An 18,963-nucleotide genomic window follows, 5' to 3' on the forward strand; every position below is an offset into this window, starting at 1 on the left:
GAGGTGTATGGTTTTGTCAGAGAGCATACAGGAAATTTTAGTACGACTACCAAAAAACCTGATAAATGAGGTGGATGGATTAATGAAGTATGAGCAGAGCGATTTAAGTGACTTCATATGTCAAGCCACAAGAAATTACTTGGAATATAAAAAAGATGAGCACATTCAGCAATTTCGCGAATCCATGCAGCAAGGTTATGAAGAAATGGCCAGAATTAATCTGAAAATAGCTTCGGAAGCATTTCAGGCAGAAGAAGAGGCCGAAAAAAACACCCTAGAACGCTCTGTGATCGGGGTGTAAGCTTTTGATCGTTCAACGGGGCGAAGTATATTTCGCCGACTTATCACCCGTTGTAGGATCCGAACAGGGAGGTATCCGCCCGGTTTTGATTCTGCAAAACGATATAGGAAACCGGTTCAGTCCTACAGTTATTGTTGCTGCAATTACTGCACAGATTCAGAAGGCCAAATTGCCGACCCATGTAGAAATTGATGCAAAACGGTATGGTTTTGATCGCAACTCTGTCATATTGCTGGAACAGATCCGTACGTTGGATAAACAACGGTTAACCGACAAAATTACAAAGCTGGACAATGCGATGATGGAGAAAATTGACAAAGCATTGGAAATAAGTTTAGGTCTGAAAGATATGTATGACCATTAGAAAATACCCCGCCATAGAAGGTGATGGGGTATTTTTTCATGTGACAAACGATACCATCTTTCATTATGATATAATAAGCATAAATACTTAATTCTTATAGGAATTATAATATTACCTGCTAAATTCGACAGGAAATGGTAGTATAACAGTATACCGAATTTTATAATTACTTTTTTAAAATATCAGGAGGTACAACATGGACGAGAAGTTTAAAAAAATCGCTATGGAAAATAGTGATACAATTGTTCATATGTGGCTGGATGAAGTTGGCTCGTTGAAAGATTACAATTATACATCCAGTATCTCGGAAGAATTGTTTGAGAGTACAAATAGAGAGTTTGTCAATGTTATTTTTTCCAGCATTAAGAAACAGGGAAATTCCAAGTCCCTTGAGGATTTTTCTGAAAAACTGATTAATCTTGGCTGGCCGCTCAGTTATATAACGGACGGGCTTCAAGTTTTCCGTCGTGTAACGATTGACTATATTCTCAGCCAATCTGATCAGGTTGATTCAGCATACATATCAAACGTGATCAAAAGTGTTGACAATTGGGTTGAACCGATAATCCGTCAGCTTGTTAATGAGTACTCTGGGAGCTGGGAGCACATCGTTTCCCTGCAACGGGTTGCGCTTCAGGAATTATCAGCGCCATTGATACCGGTTATGGATTGGATTACCATAATGCCGCTGATTGGAACAATTGACACGGAGCGGGCAAAGCTAATTATGGAGAACCTGCTGGAGGGTGTCATTAAGCACAACTCAGAGGTTGTATTAATTGATATTACAGGGGTTCCTGTTGTTGATACAATGGTGGCTCACCATATTATTCAAGCTGCGGAAGCCGTACGTTTGATTGGATCGACATGTATTCTGGTTGGAATTCGTCCTGAGATTGCCCAGACAATTGTTAATTTGGGTATCGATCTTGGCAAATTTCCAACGAAAAGCTCGCTGAAAAAAGGGTTCCGGAAGGCTTTGGAAATAACTGGCAGACAAGTTGTTGATCTGGACAAAAAGTACGGTGAAATTGAAGAAATGATTGATTCCTTAGGTGGGGAGTGATTGTGATGCGTATACCTATTTTGAAGTTGCACAACTATTTATTGATTTCTATACAGACAGAAATAGATGATCGTACTGCGATTCAATTCCAGGAAGATCTGTTGGATAAAATTCATAAAAGCGGTTCTTCAGGAGTAGTAATTGACTTAACATCCGTTGAAGTGATTGATTCATTTATTGCAAAGGTCTTGGGTGATGTCGTTACTATGTCAGATCTAATGGGGGCGAAAGTAGTTTTAACCGGGATCCAGCCAGCAGTTGCAATGACGTTAATTGATCTGGGCATACATTTAAATAATGTCCCAACTGCCTTAGATTTGGAACAAGGATTGATAAAACTGCACCAGGAACTGGGGGAATAATTATGGATCTCCAATCCTGCGTTACGATAAAAAAAGAGTGGGACATTGTTGCTGCTCGTCAGCTTGGAAGAGATATTGCAAGAAAAACCGGTTTTGGGACGGTTGACCAGGCGCGGATTGCAACGGCAATATCCGAATTAGCTCGAAATATTTATTTATATTCCGGTAAGGGAACCGTTTGTTTTGATGTTATTGATAATCTGGAACAAAAAGGAATGTGCATGATTTGCACAGATAAAGGTCCAGGGATAGGGGATATCAGTCAGGTGATGGAAGACGGATATTCAACATCAGGAGGACTCGGTGCAGGGCTGCCTGGTGTAAAACGGTTAATGGATGAATTCGACATTAAGTCGGAAGAAGGAAAAGGTACCGAAATCAGGGCAATTAAGTGGGTTAGATAAACAGATTCAGCCATTGGAATTAATTCAAGGGGAGACGAAACATATCTCCCCATTAAATTTGCTATGGGGGCTACGATTACATGGATATGTTAAATACGGATGCAGCTAATTATAAGCAATTTCTCAAACATTATATCCAAAGTTTAGATGAGCAGTCCCTTTACGGGGCAGAACAAATCAGCAAGACATTTATTAAAAATGGTGTTCCTCCTGAAGAAATTGTTAATTTGCATAATCAGGCTTTGGTGGAATTATACCCTGACATACCGGAACACATTTGGCATTCGATGAATTTTTTATTGGAGACAATGATTTCGTATGGTCTTGCATTACAGGATTATCAGGCATTAAGAGAACAGCAGCTGGAACTCAGATCGGAAATTTCATTAGCAGCCGGTATGCAGGACACACTGCTGGCTACAACAAAACCATCCATTGATAACTTGGACATCGGGGTGGTTAGTGTCCCCGCCCACCAGATGAATGGCGATTACCACCATTTCATCAAAGGGAAAGACGGGTCACTTGGAATAGCGCTTGCTGATGTTATTGGAAAGGGTATCCCTGCTGCATTATGCATGTCCATGATTAAATATTCAATGGACAGTTTTTCAGAAGAGACAATGAGTCCAAGGTCTATTTTGAAAAACCTGAACCGTGCTGTAGAACGAAACGTTGATCCAAGCATGTTTATCACCATGTTTTATGCACAATACCTTCCGGCTGAAAAGAAACTCCTATATTCTTCTGCAGGCCATGAACCTGGATTTTATTACAATGCCGCAACTGATTCTTTTGAAGAAATTGAGACAAAAGGCCTCGTTCTCGGTGTATCACCGGATTCCAACTACAAGCAGTATGAACGTGTCATCGAAAAAGGTGATATGGTAATTTTGTTAACGGATGGCGTTACCGAATGCAGGCAGGGGGAACGGTTTATTGAGACAGAAGAAATTCTGGAGACCATTAAATCGTATTCCCATTTATCTGCACAGGAAATGGTAACTGGTGTATATAAGCATTTTGAACGGCTGCAGGGTTTTCAGCTTCGGGATGATTTCACATTAATCATTTTAAGGCAGGAAGTTTAGGTTGTCCTATTTTAGGGAAAAAGAAGGTAATGTTATAAATGAATGTTTAAAATTATTTGGGCTTTAGGAGGATGGAGATGGAACTAAAGATAGATGTCAGGAATGAAGAGACAAAATCGACAGTCCTTTTGACCGGGGAAATTGATGCATATACAGCCCCACGACTTAAAAGTACGATATTGCCGCTGACGAAGGAATCCGGGCAAACCGTTGAAGTTAATATGGAAGATGTAAATTATATGGACAGCACAGGACTCGGTGTTTTTATTAGTGCGTTGAAATCAACAAAAGAGACAGACAGTCACCTGAAGCTCGTCAATCTGCAGTCCCGTGTTGCACGGTTGTTTAAAATCACTGGTTTGGATGAAATTATAGACATTGATACCGCAATCAGAGGTGGGAATGAATAATGGAAAAGTTTGATTTTATCGAGATGAGAGTACCTGCTAAAGCGGAATATGTGGGTGTGGTACGCCTGAGTATCTCCGGAATAGCCAATCGAATGGGTTTTTCCTATGAAGACATTGAAGATCTGAAAGTTGCGCTTTCTGAAGCAATTACGAATGCTGTAGACCATGCGTATGGTGAAGATGATGGTGGAGAAATAACTGTCGGGTTTGGTGTGTATGAAAATCGTCTGGAGGTTATGGTTGCGGATCATGGTGGAAGCTTCAACCTGAAGGAAATTAAAGGCGGAATCGGCCCGTATACGCATTCCGAGCCGGTGGAAGATTTGCGTGAAGGCGGGTTCGGACTCTTCCTCATTAATGCGCTAATGGATAAAGTTGAAATCAATAATAATTATGGTGTTATCGTATTAATGACGAAGTATCTCAATGAAACCGAGGTGGGTTTGGATGACGACCAAATCTCAACCACACAATAAGGGCAGAGATGAGGTCTACCAATGGATCGAACATCTCCAGCAAGACCCGACAGATGAAATAATACAAGAAAAGGTTGTTCTGGCATACAAAGATTTAGTCGAGTCAATTGCCAGAAAATATTCGAAAAACAGTACGATTCATGAAGATCTTGTCCAAGTAGGCATGATTGGTCTGCTGGCCGCCGTCAAAAGATATGACGCATCGTACGGCAAGTCATTCGAATCATTCGCCATTCCTACCATTATCGGAGAGATTAAGCGTTTTATTCGGGACAAGACATGGAGTGTACATGTTCCACGCAGAATCAAAGAACTGGGACCGAAAATTAAGAAAGCTGCCGAAGAACTGACCACTTCAAATCAGGATTCACCGACCGTTCGCGAGATTGCTGAGCACCTTGGTGTACCTGAAGAAGAAGTGCTGGAAACGATGGAGATGGGTAAAAGTTACAAGGCACTTTCCGTAGACCGAAAGATCGAAGCGGATTCTGATGGAAGTACAGTTGCTATCCTTGATCTGGTTGGCAACAGTGAAGAAGGCTATGAAAATGTTGACCAGCGAATGTTACTTGAGAAAATATTACCGGTTTTATCTGAGCGTGAACAGCAAATATTGCGCTGTACGTATTTTGATCAGATGAGCCAAAAGGAAACCGGGGAATTACTTGGTATTTCACAAATGCACGTTTCAAGACTGCAGCGACGTTCTCTGCGTAAACTACGGGAAGCAATCCAGTCCGAGAGCGCGGAGGTTCTTGATTGACGGCCTCGCAAAAAGTTGATGTAGCTGTTTTTCAGAAAGCAAAGAAAGGTCAGTATTACTGTGGGGACAGCTACTTTTATACCGAGACAGAGAACGAGTTTTTGTGTGTGCTTGCAGATGGCTTGGGAAGCGGTGAATTTGCCCGGGAATCCTCCCAAATTGTCATCGATATTATCAAAAGTAATATTCATACTACGGTCCAACAATTAATCAAACGGTGCAATGAACAATTAACCGGAAAAAGAGGCGTCGTCATCGGCATATTAAAGTTGGATTTTCCGTCAAAACGCTATTCTTTTTCTTCGATTGGGAACATTGGGGTTATAACGATCCCGAAAAACGGCAAAAAAAAGCGCAACATACCAAATGTGGGTTATCTTGCCGGATATCATCGTCCCTTTAAGGTTGTTTCGGATAAACTGGATTCCGAAATGAATTTCATCATGTTTTCGGATGGTGTTGCGGATTCCGATTTGTCCAGCAGCCTTTTTCTGAATAAGGATGCCCAGCAAATCATAATTGATTATGAACATAATTTTGGAGCAGCCAGAAAAGATGATACAACACTAATTGCGATACGTTATGATGAATGAGCGGCCAGCCTGAACGGTTGGCTTTTTCATTTGCGGGTCATGTTTGGTAAAATTAGCGTCGTACATAGAAGGAGGAAGAAATGGTGTCTACTGAAATTGAAAATTGGGTTGCCAAGGAAACAGACGTGAACGCGGGCACTGTCAAAAAAGTTATCGCATTAATGGAAGAAGGGAATACCGTTCCATTTATTGCACGATACCGGAAAGAAATGACAGGTGGTCTTGATGAAGTTCAAATTAAACTGATTGAGGATAAATATCAATATGCAGTAAATCTTGCTGAACGCAAGCAAGAGGTCATTCGTCTGATTGATGAACAAGGCAAACTTACAGAAGAACTGGAGCAGGAGATTACCCGGGCCACACAGCTCCAGCGCGTGGAAGACTTGTACAGGCCATACAAACAAAAACGCCGGACAAAGGCAGCCAAAGCGAAGGAGAAGGGTCTGGAACCACTGGCTGTACTTGTATGGGAACAGGAACTGCGGGCTGTTCGTACAGAAGCTGAGGCGTATTTATCAGATGAACATGAACTGCACACAGTTGAAGACGTACTTGCGGGTGTTAATGATATTATTGCCGAGTGGATATCTGATGACCCGGAATACCGCGAATACATTCGTAATCAGACATTTAAACGCGGATTGATGCAGTCCGAGGTGAAAGATGCAGCGAAAGATGAAAAGGGCGTTTATGAAATGTATTACGATTACAGTGAAGCGGTTCGATCCATGGTTTCCCATCGGGTGCTTGCGTTAAACCGCGGCGAAAAAGAAGATGTGCTGAAAGTTTCCATTGAACCGCCGGCAGATCATGTAAAGGAATACCTGCAAAAACAAATGATTACAAATCCGTCTAATCAAGAAACAACCGAAATTATAGAAGGGGCAATCGAAGACAGTTATAAACGGCTTGTTCAGCCTTCCGTCGAGCGGGAAATTCGCAATAGTTTATCGGAAAAAGCTGAAGAGCAGGCCATTGATGTTTTCGCTAAAAACCTAAAGAACCTGCTGCTTCAGCCGCCGCTTAAAGGGAAAACCGTTCTTGGTGTGGACCCTGCTTATCGGACTGGTTGTAAACTTGCTGTGGTGGATGAGACCGGAAAAGTCCATCAGGTGGGGGTAATATATCCAACAGCTCCGAAACATGATACTGCAGGTGCTGAAAAGACCGTTATGAACTATATTAAAAAATATGGTGTGGAACTCATTGCTATTGGGAATGGAACAGCTTCTCGAGAAACGGAACAGTTTATTGCAGGTGTCATTAAGAAGCATACACTCGATATTCCATATATTATCGTGAACGAAGCCGGGGCAAGTGTCTATTCCGCATCCAAGCTTGCCCGTGAGGAATTTCCTGATTTGCAGGTGGAGGAACGAAGCGCGGCGTCAATTGCCAGAAGGGTCCAGGATCCACTTGCAGAGCTGGTTAAAATTGATCCGAAATCGATTGGTGTCGGACAATATCAGCATGATGTCAGTCAAAAAGCATTGAATGCGTCACTGACATTTGTCGTTGAAACAGCAGTTAACCAAGTTGGCGTAAATGTCAATACGGCTTCAACATCATTGCTGCAGTATGTGGCCGGCTTAAGCAAAACTGTCGCCAATAACATTGTGAACAAGCGAAATGAAGAAGGTAAATTTACAGATCGGAAGCAACTGAAAAAGATTCCAAGACTCGGTGCAAAAACATATGAACAGGGGATTGGATTTTTACGGATTCCAGATGGCGAAAATCCGCTTGACAGAACGCCAATACACCCGGAGAGCTATGATCCAGTGAAAAAGCTGCTGAAGTCCATTGACTGTCAGATTCATGATATTGGTTCGGACGCACTGCGTGTGAAACTTGATCAGCTGGACAAAAAGGAAATGGCTGCACAGCTTGAAATCGGTGAGCCGACTTTGGATGATATTATGAGTGCATTGGGACGGCCGGAGCGCGACCCTCGAGATGATTTGCCGAAACCATTGCTGAAGCAGAATGTATTAAGCATGGAGGATTTGGAATCAGGTATGGAAATGCAGGGGACCGTCCGAAATGTAGTCGATTTTGGTGTTTTTGTTGATATCGGCGTTAAACAGGACGGGCTTGTCCATATTTCCAAAATGGCCAAAAAGTTTGTTAAACACCCGATGGATATTGCGTCAGTTGGTGATGTTGTAACTGTTTGGGTGGAACAGGTTGATGCCGATAAAGGGCGGATTGCATTGTCGATGGTTGAGAATTAACAGTAAAAAAGCTGATGAAGATCATTTTCAGGATCATCATCAGCTTTTTTTATATACATTTTAAAACTATTTAACGTTCTCCGGTACTTTCAGCTCTAATCCTTCCGCAATACGTTCGCCTAATTCCGGATCAGCTTTGTAGAAATGTTCGATTTGACGCAATTTAATGTCATCATAATCAACCTGTTTCATATGGTCAACAATGTTTTGGACGAGACGATCTTTTTCGTCCGTGCTCATTAAACGATACAGGTCACCTGGTTGTGTGTAATGGTCTTTTTGTGAATAAGCAACACTGTCTGCATTACCGTATACTTCAAATGGATTGATTTTTGAATTCGGATCCTCTTTCGGCTCCGTATCATAACGGTTTGGTTCATAATTCACACTGCGGCTGCCATTATCGTAACGCATTTGACCATCAAATTGATAGTTTGATGTGTTGGCATTGTTAATCGGACGGTTAATTGGCAGCTGCTGATGGTTTGTACCAATACGATAACGCTGTGTGTCCGAATAACTGAACAGACGGCCTTGCAGCATTTTATCCGGAGAAGCTTCAATTCCCGGTACCAGGTTAGCTGGTGAAAGAGCTGCTTGTTCTACTTCAGCAAAATAGTTTTCCGGATTTCGGTTAAGTGTCATTTTACCTACTTCAATAAGCGGATAATCCTTATGTGACCAAGTTTTTGTTACATCAAATGGATCCCACTTGTAGTCTTTTGCTTCCTCATAAGGCATAACCTGTACATAAAGTGTCCATGACGGATAGTCACCTTGATCAATTGCATTATGCAAGTCTTCTGTATGATAATCAGGGTTTTCACCGGCCAGTTTGTCAGCAAGATCCACATCCAGACCTTTAACACCCTGATCAGAGATGAAGTGGTATTTAACCCATACCGGTTCACCGTCTTTGTTCACCCATTTGTACGTGTGGCTTCCATATCCGTTCATGTGACGGAGTGTAGCAGGAATGCCGCGATCCCCATGTAAATAAGTAATCTGATGCAATGATTCAGGCGAGTGTGACCAAAAATCCCAGACTGCGTTTTTATCTTTCAAATTAGTTTTTGGATTGCGTTTCTGTGTATGAATGAAATCCGGGAATTTAATAGCATCGCGAATAAAGAAAATCGGTGTATTGTTACCGACCAGGTCATAGTTGCCTTCCTGTGTATAGAACTTAACGGCAAAACCGCGCGGGTCACGAACTGTGTCTGCAGAGCCCAATTCACCGGCAACAGTTGAGAACCGGATAAACATTGGTGTCTGTTTCCCTTTTTCATTTAAAAAGTCAGCTTTTGTATATTTTGAAATTTCATCATTTGTGACCTCAAAAACGCCGTGTGCGCCAGCGCCTTTTGCGTGCACAACACGTTCCGGTACACGTTCTCTGTCAAAATGAGCCATTTTTTCCAAAAAGTGAACATCTTGGATTAAAGCCGGGCCTCTTTCGCCTGCAGTGATTGTATTCTGATTATCACCAACAGGAGCACCAGAAGCAGTAGTTAATCTTTTCTTTTCGTTACTCACTACCTGAACACCTCTCCTCTTAGAAACATTTTGTACATGTTCTATTATAATATAAATCTTGTAAAAATCAATTAATAAAAATCAATATTTAATTAAAATAAGTATAAATAAGTAAGGGTTTTTCGTTAGGTATACAATCTGTGATAACATGCTAATAATTAATGATAATTGAGGATGAAAGATTATGAAATTGTTGGAAGAACAGGAATTGCATCAGCTTGTTCATGCTATTTCGATTGCATTTTTTAATAAACCGTATAATGACAAAGTAACGTATAATCATCGACTTCGTACGACAGGCGGCAGATATATCCCTGCAAAACGCTTAATAGAATTAAACCCAAAGTATGCCGTTGAAATGGGTGAAGAAGAAGTGGAAGGCATTATTAAACATGAATTATGTCATTATCATCTGCATATAGAAGGGAAAGGCTATAAACATGGTGATCCGGAATTTAAAAGCCTTTTGAAAAAGACTGGTTCCCCGAGACATTGCAAACCGCTTCCTTCAACTGAAAAAAACAGGAAATATATTTACAAATGTGAAAAATGCGCACAAACCTATAAACGTGTCAGACGGATTGACGTGAAGAAATATCGCTGTGGGAGGTGCCACGGGAGACTTCGAATGAAAGAATAATAAGCCTTATTCTGCAACCGCTTCCAAAAATAGTTGACATCTAAAAAAAAATATTGGTACGATGATTCCGTTAATTTAATTTTCGATATTTTAACAGACTATTCACACAAAGAAGAGGTAGATTATGACTCAAAACAACAATGGAAAATTCAAACGAAAACTGAGTACACTGGATTTAACTTTTCTTGGGATTGGATCAATTATCGGATCCGGATGGTTGTATGCGGCAGCAACAGCTGCTGGATTTGCAGGGCCATATTCATGGATTTCGTGGATTCTTGGTGCAGCAATCATTATATTAATCGGGATGGTGTATTCTGAACTTGGTGCAGCTATGCCGGTTGCTGGCGGCTTTGTCCGTTATCCCGATTTTACGCACGGATCGGTAGTTGGTTTTTTAATCGGATTTATTTCGATGCTGGCATATTCAGCAGTTATCAGTATTGAAGCACAAGCCGTTAGGGGTTATTTGGAATATTGGTTTGATGGATTGGGCCATGCTGACGGGACACCGACAATTATGGGGTTCACTATCCAAATAAGCCTCATCATCATTTTTTTCCTGCTGAATTATTGGAGTGTTAACTTTTTTGGGAAAGCGAATACAATATTGACCGTATTTAAATTTGTTGTGCCTTTATTGATTATTACGGTGCTATTTTTAAATATGGATATCTCGAACTTTGAAGTAATGAAGGGTGCCGATCCCGGGGGAATGAAGGGAATCTTTGCGGCAGTAACCGGTGCAGGTATCGTTTTTGCATTTAATGGATTCAGACAACCGATTGAGTTCGCTGGTGAAGCTAAAAAACCGGAACGCGGTATTCCGGTATCGATTCTCATCTCGGTAGTTATCGGCCTGATTATTTATATGCTGCTTCAGATTGCATATATCGGAGCCGTACCACCGGAAATGCTGGCTGATAAAGGCGGCTGGAATCAATTGCATTTTGATTCCCCATGGGCTGACTTGGCTGCGGCACTCGGACTTGTATGGCTGGCAAATCTCGTTTTGATTGACGCGGTTATTTCACCATCCGCAACCGGAAATATTTATTTTTCTGCAACAGCCAGGTCATTATTTGCCTGGGCGAAAAATGGATATTTCTTCAAGATCTTTCAAAAGGTTGATTCAAAAACAGGTCTTCCAAGGGCAGCGCTATGGTTGACCATGATTCTTGCGATTGTATGGATGACGCCTTCCAGATTCCAGGCTTGGGAAGATTTGGTGGATGCCAGTACATCAGCTAAAGCACTGACTTTCGTGGTTGGTCCTGTTTCCCTGATGGCATTGCGTTACAAGAAACCCGATATGCACCGGCCATTTTATTTGAAAGCAGCAAATATCCTGACACCACTCGCCTTTATTGCGGCGACACTGGTGGTTTATTGGAGTCAATGGAAGGTAATTTCCTTCTTGATTCCTATCATTATTGTCTCACTTGTTTTATATTTGATTTTCGCTATACAAAATAAATCATTTACGAAAGAGGTTGTTCAAAGCCACTTTCAGGCCGGCTGGTGGCTGATTCTTTACTATTTATATTTAATGGTGATGTCCTATATAGGAAGTTACGGTCCAATGAAAGATCATTTAATTGCTGCCCCATGGGACACATTCGTAACCTCTTTGGGTGCTCTTGTATTCTATTATTGGGGTGTTAGGGCAGCCCTCAAGGAGCCGCGTATTGAGACAAGCGACACCGAGGAAACAGATTATCAGAAACAGAATCGGAATGACTAGATATCTATTGGAAGGGGGGAGCCTTTATGGGCTTCCCTCTTTTTTGAATGTTGTGGAAAAATATAATTTGAAGAAAAAGCATTGACGAAGGTCTTACACCGTGTTTAAATATAATAGGTCGTGAATTGCTGCAGGCAATTTTTACAGTCAGTTTAAAAATTTTATTTAAACTTATTGACATTATTTGCGATATATTGTACGATATTTCTCGTCGCAATTAATTGGTTCTCAATCAGTTTTTGCTTTCTGAAGCAAAAGGGTATGTATTTTTTACTTAAAGAATGGTACGATTAGACATATGTGACATAGTGTGTTTGTAATATCGTTTTGGATAATATTTCTTACATACAGCACATGGTACTGATTACATTGATAAACATTTTTGATTATTCCACAGTAGCTCAGCGGTAGAGCAATCGGCTGTTAACCGATCGGTCGCAGGTTCGATTCCTGCCTGTGGAGCCATACGGAGAAGTACTCAAGTGGCTGAAGAGGCGCCCCTGCTAAGGGTGTAGGCCGTGTAAGCGGCGCGAGGGTTCAAATCCCTCCTTCTCCGCCATTTCATGGCCCGTTGGTCAAGTGGTTAAGACACCGCCCTTTCACGGCGGTAACACGGGTTCGAATCCCGTACGGGTCATCATTTTAATATGCATTGGTTGGGTCCGGTAGTTCAGCTGGTTAGAATGCCTGCCTGTCACGCAGGAGGTCGCGGGTTCGAGTCCCGTCCGGACCGCCACTATTGGGCCATAGCCAAGCGGTAAGGCATCGGGTTTTGATCCCGTGTATCCCAGGTTCGAATCCTGGTGGCCCAGCCATCCTTATTGCCGTTTTCAGGTTGTGTTATCAAGAATCGTGGATAACATGGTGAAAACCGTGGATGGAGGTTAGAATCGTGAATATCCCGATTGAAATCGCGGATAAGCCACTTGAAACCGTGGATATCATATTATTTTATTGTGTTCATAACTTGAGCCATTAGCTCAGCCGGCAGAGCATCTGACTTTTAATCAGAGGGTCGAAGGTTCGAATCCTTCATGGCTCACCATTTTCCGCGGGTGTGGCGGAATTGGCAGACGCGCTAGACCCAGGATCTAGTGTCTTAACAGACGTGGGGGTTCGACTCCCTTCACCCGCATTTTAAATTGCTGTGACAACATGCATGGCATTTTATTTTTGCAATTTATCCGATCGAGAAGTGATTGATTTTGAATACGCGGTCGTGGCGGAATGGCAGACGCGCTAGGTTGAGGGCCTAGTGGGGGCGACCCCGTGGAGGTTCAAGTCCTCTCGGCCGCATAAAATAAATTAATTCCTTGCAAATGATGTTGATATATGTTATATTAGAAAATGTCGCTTTTAAGCGCCCGTAGCTCAATTGGATAGAGCGTCTGACTACGGATCAGAAGGTTAGGGGTTCGACTCCTCTCGGGCGCGCCATCTACGGGAAGTAGCTCAGCTTGGTAGAGCACATGGTTTGGGACCATGGGGTCGCAGGTTCAAATCCTGTCTTCCCGACCATCGATCTCAGTGGGCTGTTTAATAGAATAGTATTTATACATTTCGATTTAATGCGGGTGTAGTTTAGTGGTAAAACCTCAGCCTTCCAAGCTGATGATGTGGGTTCGATTCCCATCACCCGCTCCAAAATTTCTTGGGCCTGTAGCTCAGCTGGTTAGAGCGCACGCCTGATAAGCGTGAGGTCGGTGGTTCGAGTCCACTCAGGCCCATTTTGCTCCTTGAAAACTGAACAAAACAACCAGTATGTCAAGTTAAAAAGCGTAAGCGCTCGGTTAGCGACGCACGGACTGCGCCCTGCCATGCAGGGTGGATCAATGTTGCCGCGTAAAGCGGCGGTGTTAACTGATCAATCCTACCGCAGGAGATAAAGGAAACACGATGAACGTAGTGAATCGATGTTGACTTATCGTACAGAGGTGTAGGAAGTCTCGCTAGTCGCTGAGCGCCGGAGCTGGATTAGAAACAGGATAAAAGCAAATGCTTTTTCCCTAGATTCAATTTTAAAAGCTAAGACTTAAACCTATGGTTGATTGGTGTCAATCATAGACAAACTTTTGGAGAGTTTGATCTTGGCTCAGGACGAACGCTGGCGGCGTGCCTAATACATGCAAGTCGAGCGCGGGAAGCAGACGGAAGCCTTCGGGTGGAAGTCTGTGGAACGAGCGGCGGACGGGTGAGTAACACGTGGGCAACCTGCCTGTAAGATTGGGATAACTCCGGGAAACCGGGGCTAATACCGAATGAAGCGCATCACCGCATGGTGACGTGATGAAAGGCGGCTTTTAGCTGTCACTTACAGATGGGCCCGCGGCGCATTAGCTAGTTGGTGGGGTAAGAGCTTACCAAGGCAACGATGCGTAGCCGACCTGAGAGGGTGATCGGCCACACTGGGACTGAGACACGGCCCAGACTCCTACGGGAGGCAGCAGTAGGGAATCATCCGCAATGGACGAAAGTCTGACGGTGCAACGCCGCGTGAGTGATGAAGGTTTTCGGATCGTAAAACTCTGTTGTCAGGGAAGAACAAGTACCGTTTGAATAAGGCGGTACCGTGACGGTACCTGACCAGAAAGCCCCGGCTAACTACGTGCCAGCAGCCGCGGTAATACGTAGGGGGCAAGCGTTGTCCGGAATTATTGGGCGTAAAGCGCTCGCAGGCGGTCTTTTAAGTCTGATGTGAAATCTCGCGGCTCAACCGCGAATGGTCATTGGAAACTGGAGGACTTGAGTACAGAAGAGGAGAGTGGAATTCCACGTGTAGCGGTGAAATGCGTAGAGATGTGGAGGAACACCAGTGGCGAAGGCGACTCTCTGGTCTGTAACTGACGCTGAGGAGCGAAAGCGTGGGGAGCGAACAGGATTAGATACCCTGGTAGTCCACGCCGTAAACGATGAGTGCTAGGTGTTAGGGGGTTTCCGCCCCTTAGTGCTGCAGTTAACGCATTAAGCACTCCGCCTGGGGAGTACGGCCGCAAGGCTGAAACTCAAAAGAATTGACGGGGGCCCGCACAAGCGGTGGAGCATGTGGTTTAATTCGAAGCAACGCGAAGAACCTTACCAGGTCTTGACATCCTCTGCCAGCGCTGGAGACAGCGTGTTCCCTTCGGGGACAGAGTGACAGGTGGTGCATGGTTGTCGTCAGCTCGTGTCGTGAGATGTTGGGTTAAGTCCCGCAACGAGCGCAACCCTTGATCTTAGTTGCCAGCATTAGGTTGGGCACTCTAAGGTGACTGCCGGTGACAAACCGGAGGAAGGTGGGGATGACGTCAAATCATCATGCCCCTTATGACCTGGGCTACACACGTGCTACAATGGATGGAACAAAGGGCAGCGAAGCCGCAAGGTGCAGCAAATCCCATAAAACCATTCTCAGTTCGGATTGCAGGCTGCAACTCGCCTGCATGAAGCCGGAATCGCTAGTAATCGCGGATCAGCATGCCGCGGTGAATACGTTCCCGGGCCTTGTACACACCGCCCGTCACACCACGAGAGTTGGCAACACCCGAAGTCGGTGAGGTAACCTTTTGGAGCCAGCCGCCGAAGGTGGGGCCAATGATTGGGGTGAAGTCGTAACAAGGTAGCCGTATCGGAAGGTGCGGCTGGATCACCTCCTTTCTAAGGATTATGTGAAAGCGCAGGCGCCTGTTTATCGACGTACAGACTGGACTGCTTCTGACGAGATAAAAGAAACACGACGAACAACGTGAGTCGATGTTGATTTATCGTAGGAGGAAGCGGGAAGTCTGCTAGTCGATAGGCGCCGGAGCTGGACTATACGGAAGGCATACTTGGTTGTTTGGTTCAGTTTTGAGGGAGTAAATCTCTCTTCTTTGTACCTTGAAAACTGAATAAGAGTAATCAACGACATCAAATCAAAAGCGAAGGCGAAGATAAAGTACGCTAATTCATAGTTAAGTGAAGAAGGGCGCACGGTGAATGCCTTGGCACTGGGAGCCGATGAAGGACGGGACTAACACCGATATGCCCTGGGGAGTCGTAAGTAGACTTCGATCCAGGGATTTCCGAATGGGGAAACCCGCTGTTCGTAATGGAACAGAACGCTTATCTGAATACATAGGATAGGCGAGGCATACCCGGGGAACTGAAACATCTCAGTACCCGGAGGAAGAGAAAGCAAACGCGATTTCCCAAGTAGCGGCGAGCGAAACGGAAACAGCCCAAACCAGAAAGCTTGCTTTCTGGGGTTGTAGGACACTCCATTGGAGTTACCAAGAAACACATTAGACGAATCGGCCTGGAATGGCCGGCCGAAGAAGGTAAGAGCCCTGTAGTCGAAAGTGTGTTTCCTCCGGAGTGGATCCTGAGTACGGCGGAACACGAGGAATTCCGTCGGAATCCGGGAGGACCATCTCCCAAGGCTAAATACTCCCCAGTGACCGATAGTGAACCAGTACCGTGAGGGAAAGGTGAAAAGCACCCCGGAAGGGGAGTGAAATAGAACCTGAAACCGTGTGCCTACAAGTAGTCGAAGCCCGTTAATGGGTGACGGCGTACCTTTTGTAGAATGGACCGGCGAGTTACGATCGTATGCAAGGTTAAGTGGAAGACACGGAGCCGCAGCGAAAGCGAGTCTGAACAGGGCGCATGAGTATACGGTCGCAGACCCGAAACCGTGTGATCTACCCATGTCCAGGGTGAAGGTCAGGTAACACTGACTGGAGGCCCGAACCCACGTATGTTGAAAAATGCGGGGATGAGGTGTGGGTAGGGGTGAAATGCCAATCGAACACGGAGATAGCTGGTTCTCTCCGAAATAGCTTTAGGGCTAGCCTCAAGGAATGTGTACCGGAGGTAGAGCACTGATTGGACTAGGGGCCCTCACCGGGTTACCGAATTCAGTCAAACTCCGAATGCCGGTTACGCAGCCTTGGGAGTCAGACTATGGGTGATAAGGTTCATAGTCGAAAGGGAAACAGCCCAGACCGCCAGCTAAGGTCCCAAAGTATACGTTAAGTGGAAAAGGATGTGGCGTTGCCCAGACAACCAGGATGTTGGCTTAGAAGCAGCCATCATTTAAAGAGTGCGTAATAGCTCACTGGTCGAGTGACGCTGCGCCGAAAATGTACCGGGGCTAAACGTATCACCGAAGCTGCGGATTGTTCTTACGAACAGTGGTAGGAGAGCGTTCCAGACGCTGTGAAGTCAGACCGTGAGGACTGGTGGAGCATCTGGAAGTGAGAATGCCGGTATGAGTAGCGAAAAAAGAGTGAGAATCTCTTTCACCGAAAGCCTAAGGTTTCCTGAGGAAGGCTCGTCCTCTCAGGGTTAGTCGGGACCTAAGCCGAGGCCGAAAGGCGTAGGCGATGGACAACAGGTCGATATTCCTGTACCACCTCATGAACGTTTGAATGACGGGGGGACGCAGGAGGAGAAGGAAAGCGCACCGATGGACGTGTGCGTCCAAGCAGTAAGGCAGTTGGATAGGCAAATCCGTCCAACAATGCTGAGCTGTGATGGGGAGGGAAATAGAGTACCGAAGTTCCTGCATCCACACTGCCAAGAAAAGCCTCTAGTGAGTTCATAGGTGCCCGTACCGCAAACCGACACAGGTAGGCGAGGAGAGAATCCTAAGGTGAGCGGGAGAACTCTCGTTAAGGAACTCGGCAAAATGACCCCGTAACTTCGGGAGAAGGGGTGCTTGCTTACGAGTGAGCCGCAGTGAATAGGCCCAAGCGACTGTTTAGCAAAAACACAGGTCTCTGCGAAGCCGAAAGGCGAAGTATAGGGGCTGACACCTGCCCGGTGCTGGAAGGTTAAGGGGAAGCGTTAGGCGCAAGCCGAAGCGTAGAACCGAAGCCCCAGTAAACGGCGGCCGTAACTATAACGGTCCTAAGGTAGCGAAATTCCTTGTCGGGTAAGTTCCGACCCGCACGAAAGGTGCAACGACTTGGGCACTGTCTCAACGAGAGACCCGGTGAAATTATACGATGTGTGAAGATGCACATTACCCGCGACAGGACGGAAAGACCCCGTGGAGCTTTACTGTAGCCTGATATTGAATGTTGGTACAGCTTGTACAGGATAGGTGGGAGCCATCGAAACCGGAGCGCCAGCTTCGGCGGAGGCATCCGTGGGATACCACCCTGGCTGTACGGACCTTCTAACCCAGGGCCGTGATCCGGTCCGGAGACAGTGTCAGGCGGGCAGTTTGACTGGGGCGGTCGCCTCCCAAAAGGTAACGGAGGCGCCCAAAGGTTCCCTCAGAATGGTTGGAAATCATTCGCATGAGTGTAAAGGCAGAAGGGAGCTTGACTGCGAGACCTACAAGTCGAGCAGGGACGAAAGTCGGGCTTAGTGATCCGGTGGTTCCGCATGGAAGGGCCATCGCTCAACGGATAAAAGCTACCCCGGGGATAACAGGCTTATCTCCCCCAAGAGTTCACATCGACGGGGAGGTTTGGCACCTCGATGTCGGCTCATCGCATCCTGGGGCTGTAGTCGGTCCCAAGGGTTGGGCTGTTCGCCCATTAAAGCGGTACGCGAGCTGGGTTCAGAACGTCGTGAGACAGTTCGGTCCCTATCCGTCGTGGGCGCAGGAAGTTTGAGAGGAGCTGTCCTTAGTACGAGAGGACCGGGATGGACACACCGCTGGTGTACCAGTTGTTCCGCCAGGAGCATGGCTGGGTAGCTACGTGTGGTCAGGATAAGTGCTGAAAGCATCTAAGCATGAAGCCCCCCTCAAGATGAGACTTCCCATCACTTCGAGTGAGTAAGATCCCTCAGAGACGATGAGGTTGATAGGTCCGAGGTGGAAGCGTGGTGACACGTGGAGCTGACGGATACTAATCGATCGAGGACTTAACTATATCTTTTGATGAACCGTTGCAAGTACGCTTATTCAGTTTTTGAGGTATAAAATTTTTAAAACCTCTTGCATTTCCGACAAGAAATGCATATAATATATCTTGTCCTTCCAATTAAACAGGACATGTCTGAA

General features: G+C 45.1%; 14 protein-coding genes, 12 tRNA genes and 2 rRNA genes. 27 read left to right on the plus strand and 1 reads right to left on the minus strand.

All coding sequences use genetic code 11. The features are described from left to right. The first annotated feature begins 13 nt into the window (after window positions 1-13). The 11 genes from B1K71_RS02230 to B1K71_RS02280 all read left to right on the plus strand — a co-directional run bounded on the left by B1K71_RS02230 (window position 14) and on the right by B1K71_RS02280 (window position 8,067). Entirely contained in the window at window positions 14-301 is a 288-nt protein-coding gene (locus tag B1K71_RS02230; RefSeq protein WP_077324387.1) for a CopG family ribbon-helix-helix protein, read from the plus strand. Window positions 302-305: 4 nt separating this feature from the next. Further along, on the plus strand, window positions 306-665 hold the full coding sequence (locus B1K71_RS02235; RefSeq protein ID WP_077324388.1) for a type II toxin-antitoxin system PemK/MazF family toxin: 360 nt from the start codon (window positions 306-308) through the stop codon (window positions 663-665). Window positions 666-861: 196 nt separating this feature from the next. Beyond that, window positions 862-1,731, plus strand: a complete 870-nt coding sequence (locus B1K71_RS02240) for an RsbT co-antagonist protein RsbRA (RefSeq protein ID WP_077324389.1) — start codon at window positions 862-864, stop codon at window positions 1,729-1,731. Between the two features lie 5 nt (window positions 1,732-1,736). After that, entirely contained in the window at window positions 1,737-2,093 is a 357-nt protein-coding gene (locus B1K71_RS02245; RefSeq protein WP_077324606.1) for an STAS domain-containing protein, read from the plus strand. 2 nt (window positions 2,094-2,095) lie between these two features. Continuing rightward, window positions 2,096-2,497 carry an anti-sigma regulatory factor gene (locus B1K71_RS02250; RefSeq protein ID WP_077324390.1) on the plus strand — a complete coding sequence of 134 codons (402 nt, stop codon included), beginning with the start codon at window positions 2,096-2,098 and terminating at the stop codon, window positions 2,495-2,497. Window positions 2,498-2,577: 80 nt separating this feature from the next. After that, on the plus strand, window positions 2,578-3,588 hold the full coding sequence (locus B1K71_RS02255) for a PP2C family protein-serine/threonine phosphatase (protein WP_077324391.1): 1,011 nt from the start codon (window positions 2,578-2,580) through the stop codon (window positions 3,586-3,588). 77 nt (window positions 3,589-3,665) lie between these two features. Further along, window positions 3,666-3,998, plus strand: coding sequence for an STAS domain-containing protein (locus B1K71_RS02260; protein ID WP_077324392.1), 333 nt, complete (start codon window positions 3,666-3,668; stop codon window positions 3,996-3,998). After that, window positions 3,998-4,474 carry an anti-sigma B factor RsbW gene (gene rsbW, locus B1K71_RS02265; protein ID WP_077324393.1) on the plus strand — a complete coding sequence of 159 codons (477 nt, stop codon included), beginning with the start codon at window positions 3,998-4,000 and terminating at the stop codon, window positions 4,472-4,474. Before B1K71_RS02260 ends, rsbW begins: the two co-directional genes overlap by 1 nt. Further along, window positions 4,446-5,237 carry an RNA polymerase sigma factor SigB gene (sigB, locus tag B1K71_RS02270; RefSeq protein WP_077324394.1) on the plus strand — a complete coding sequence of 264 codons (792 nt, stop codon included), beginning with the start codon at window positions 4,446-4,448 and terminating at the stop codon, window positions 5,235-5,237. The genes rsbW and sigB overlap by 29 nt, the downstream gene beginning before the upstream one ends. After that, on the plus strand, window positions 5,234-5,830 hold the full coding sequence (locus tag B1K71_RS02275; protein WP_077324395.1) for a SpoIIE family protein phosphatase: 597 nt from the start codon (window positions 5,234-5,236) through the stop codon (window positions 5,828-5,830). The genes sigB and B1K71_RS02275 overlap by 4 nt, the downstream gene beginning before the upstream one ends. 80 nt (window positions 5,831-5,910) lie before the next feature. Then, a complete protein-coding gene (locus B1K71_RS02280) occupies window positions 5,911-8,067 on the plus strand; it encodes a Tex family protein (RefSeq protein WP_077324396.1) in 2,157 nt (718 codons plus the stop codon). Between the two features lie 66 nt (window positions 8,068-8,133). Here B1K71_RS02280 and B1K71_RS02285 read toward each other — a convergent pair whose 3' ends face one another. Then, entirely contained in the window at window positions 8,134-9,603 is a 1,470-nt protein-coding gene (locus tag B1K71_RS02285) for a catalase (protein ID WP_077324397.1), read from the minus strand. A gap of 184 nt (window positions 9,604-9,787) precedes the next feature. On the opposite strand from B1K71_RS02285, the gene B1K71_RS02290 reads away from it, so the two are divergent. The 16 genes from B1K71_RS02290 (at window position 9,788) to B1K71_RS02365 (ending at window position 18,832) form a co-directional block, all read left to right on the plus strand. Continuing rightward, window positions 9,788-10,243: a SprT family protein gene (locus B1K71_RS02290; RefSeq protein WP_077324398.1), complete on the plus strand. Its 456-nt coding sequence runs from the start codon at window positions 9,788-9,790 to the stop codon at window positions 10,241-10,243. A 124-nt stretch (window positions 10,244-10,367) separates the two neighbouring features. Beyond that, window positions 10,368-11,987, plus strand: a complete 1,620-nt coding sequence (locus tag B1K71_RS02295; protein WP_077324399.1) for an APC family permease — start codon at window positions 10,368-10,370, stop codon at window positions 11,985-11,987. 390 nt (window positions 11,988-12,377) lie between these two features. Continuing rightward, window positions 12,378-12,452, plus strand: a tRNA-Asn gene (locus B1K71_RS02300). Window positions 12,453-12,455: 3 nt separating this feature from the next. After that, window positions 12,456-12,546 (plus strand) — tRNA-Ser (locus B1K71_RS02305). A 6-nt stretch (window positions 12,547-12,552) separates the two neighbouring features. Further along, window positions 12,553-12,624, plus strand: a tRNA-Glu gene (locus B1K71_RS02310). Window positions 12,625-12,646: 22 nt separating this feature from the next. Next, window positions 12,647-12,723 (plus strand) — tRNA-Asp (locus B1K71_RS02315). 4 nt (window positions 12,724-12,727) lie between these two features. Further along, window positions 12,728-12,802 (plus strand) — tRNA-Gln (locus B1K71_RS02320). A 154-nt stretch (window positions 12,803-12,956) separates the two neighbouring features. Further along, window positions 12,957-13,032: transfer RNA gene (locus B1K71_RS02325), tRNA-Lys, on the plus strand. Between the two features lie 6 nt (window positions 13,033-13,038). After that, window positions 13,039-13,122 (plus strand) — tRNA-Leu (locus B1K71_RS02330). A 78-nt stretch (window positions 13,123-13,200) separates the two neighbouring features. Then, a tRNA-Leu gene (locus tag B1K71_RS02335) sits at window positions 13,201-13,283 on the plus strand. A 64-nt stretch (window positions 13,284-13,347) separates the two neighbouring features. Continuing rightward, a tRNA-Arg gene (locus B1K71_RS02340) sits at window positions 13,348-13,424 on the plus strand. 4 nt (window positions 13,425-13,428) lie between these two features. After that, window positions 13,429-13,505 (plus strand) — tRNA-Pro (locus B1K71_RS02345). A 52-nt stretch (window positions 13,506-13,557) separates the two neighbouring features. Next, a tRNA-Gly gene (locus B1K71_RS02350) sits at window positions 13,558-13,631 on the plus strand. 9 nt (window positions 13,632-13,640) lie between these two features. Further along, window positions 13,641-13,714: transfer RNA gene (locus B1K71_RS02355), tRNA-Ile, on the plus strand. 342 nt (window positions 13,715-14,056) lie between these two features. Next, a 16S ribosomal RNA gene (locus tag B1K71_RS02360) occupies window positions 14,057-15,620 on the plus strand. Between the two features lie 294 nt (window positions 15,621-15,914). After that, a 23S ribosomal RNA gene (locus B1K71_RS02365) occupies window positions 15,915-18,832 on the plus strand. Together the 16S and 23S rRNA genes with 12 tRNA genes alongside form the textbook arrangement of a ribosomal RNA operon. Window positions 18,833-18,963: the final 131 nt, after the last annotated feature.

Source organism: Virgibacillus siamensis (assembly GCF_900162695.1).
In the GTDB taxonomy this organism is placed as follows: Bacteria; Bacillota; Bacilli; order Bacillales; family Amphibacillaceae; genus Lentibacillus; species Lentibacillus siamensis_A.

What these genes read in the sequence shown, in the direction of transcription:
- B1K71_RS02240 (WP_077324389.1), top strand. Translation starts at nt 862, where the DNA reads ATGGACGAGAAGTTTAAAAAAATCGCTATGGAAAATAGTGATACAATT.
- B1K71_RS02245 (WP_077324606.1), top strand. Translation starts at nt 1,737, where the DNA reads ATGCGTATACCTATTTTGAAGTTGCACAACTATTTATTGATTTCTATA.
- B1K71_RS02250 (WP_077324390.1), top strand. Translation starts at nt 2,096, where the DNA reads ATGGATCTCCAATCCTGCGTTACGATAAAAAAAGAGTGGGACATTGTT.
- B1K71_RS02255 (WP_077324391.1), top strand. Translation starts at nt 2,578, where the DNA reads ATGGATATGTTAAATACGGATGCAGCTAATTATAAGCAATTTCTCAAA.
- B1K71_RS02260 (WP_077324392.1), top strand. Translation starts at nt 3,666, where the DNA reads ATGGAACTAAAGATAGATGTCAGGAATGAAGAGACAAAATCGACAGTC.
- rsbW (WP_077324393.1), top strand. Translation starts at nt 3,998, where the DNA reads ATGGAAAAGTTTGATTTTATCGAGATGAGAGTACCTGCTAAAGCGGAA.
- sigB (WP_077324394.1), top strand. Translation starts at nt 4,446, where the DNA reads ATGACGACCAAATCTCAACCACACAATAAGGGCAGAGATGAGGTCTAC.
- B1K71_RS02280 (WP_077324396.1), top strand. Translation starts at nt 5,911, where the DNA reads ATGGTGTCTACTGAAATTGAAAATTGGGTTGCCAAGGAAACAGACGTG.
- B1K71_RS02290 (WP_077324398.1), top strand. Translation starts at nt 9,788, where the DNA reads ATGAAATTGTTGGAAGAACAGGAATTGCATCAGCTTGTTCATGCTATT.
- B1K71_RS02295 (WP_077324399.1), top strand. Translation starts at nt 10,368, where the DNA reads ATGACTCAAAACAACAATGGAAAATTCAAACGAAAACTGAGTACACTG.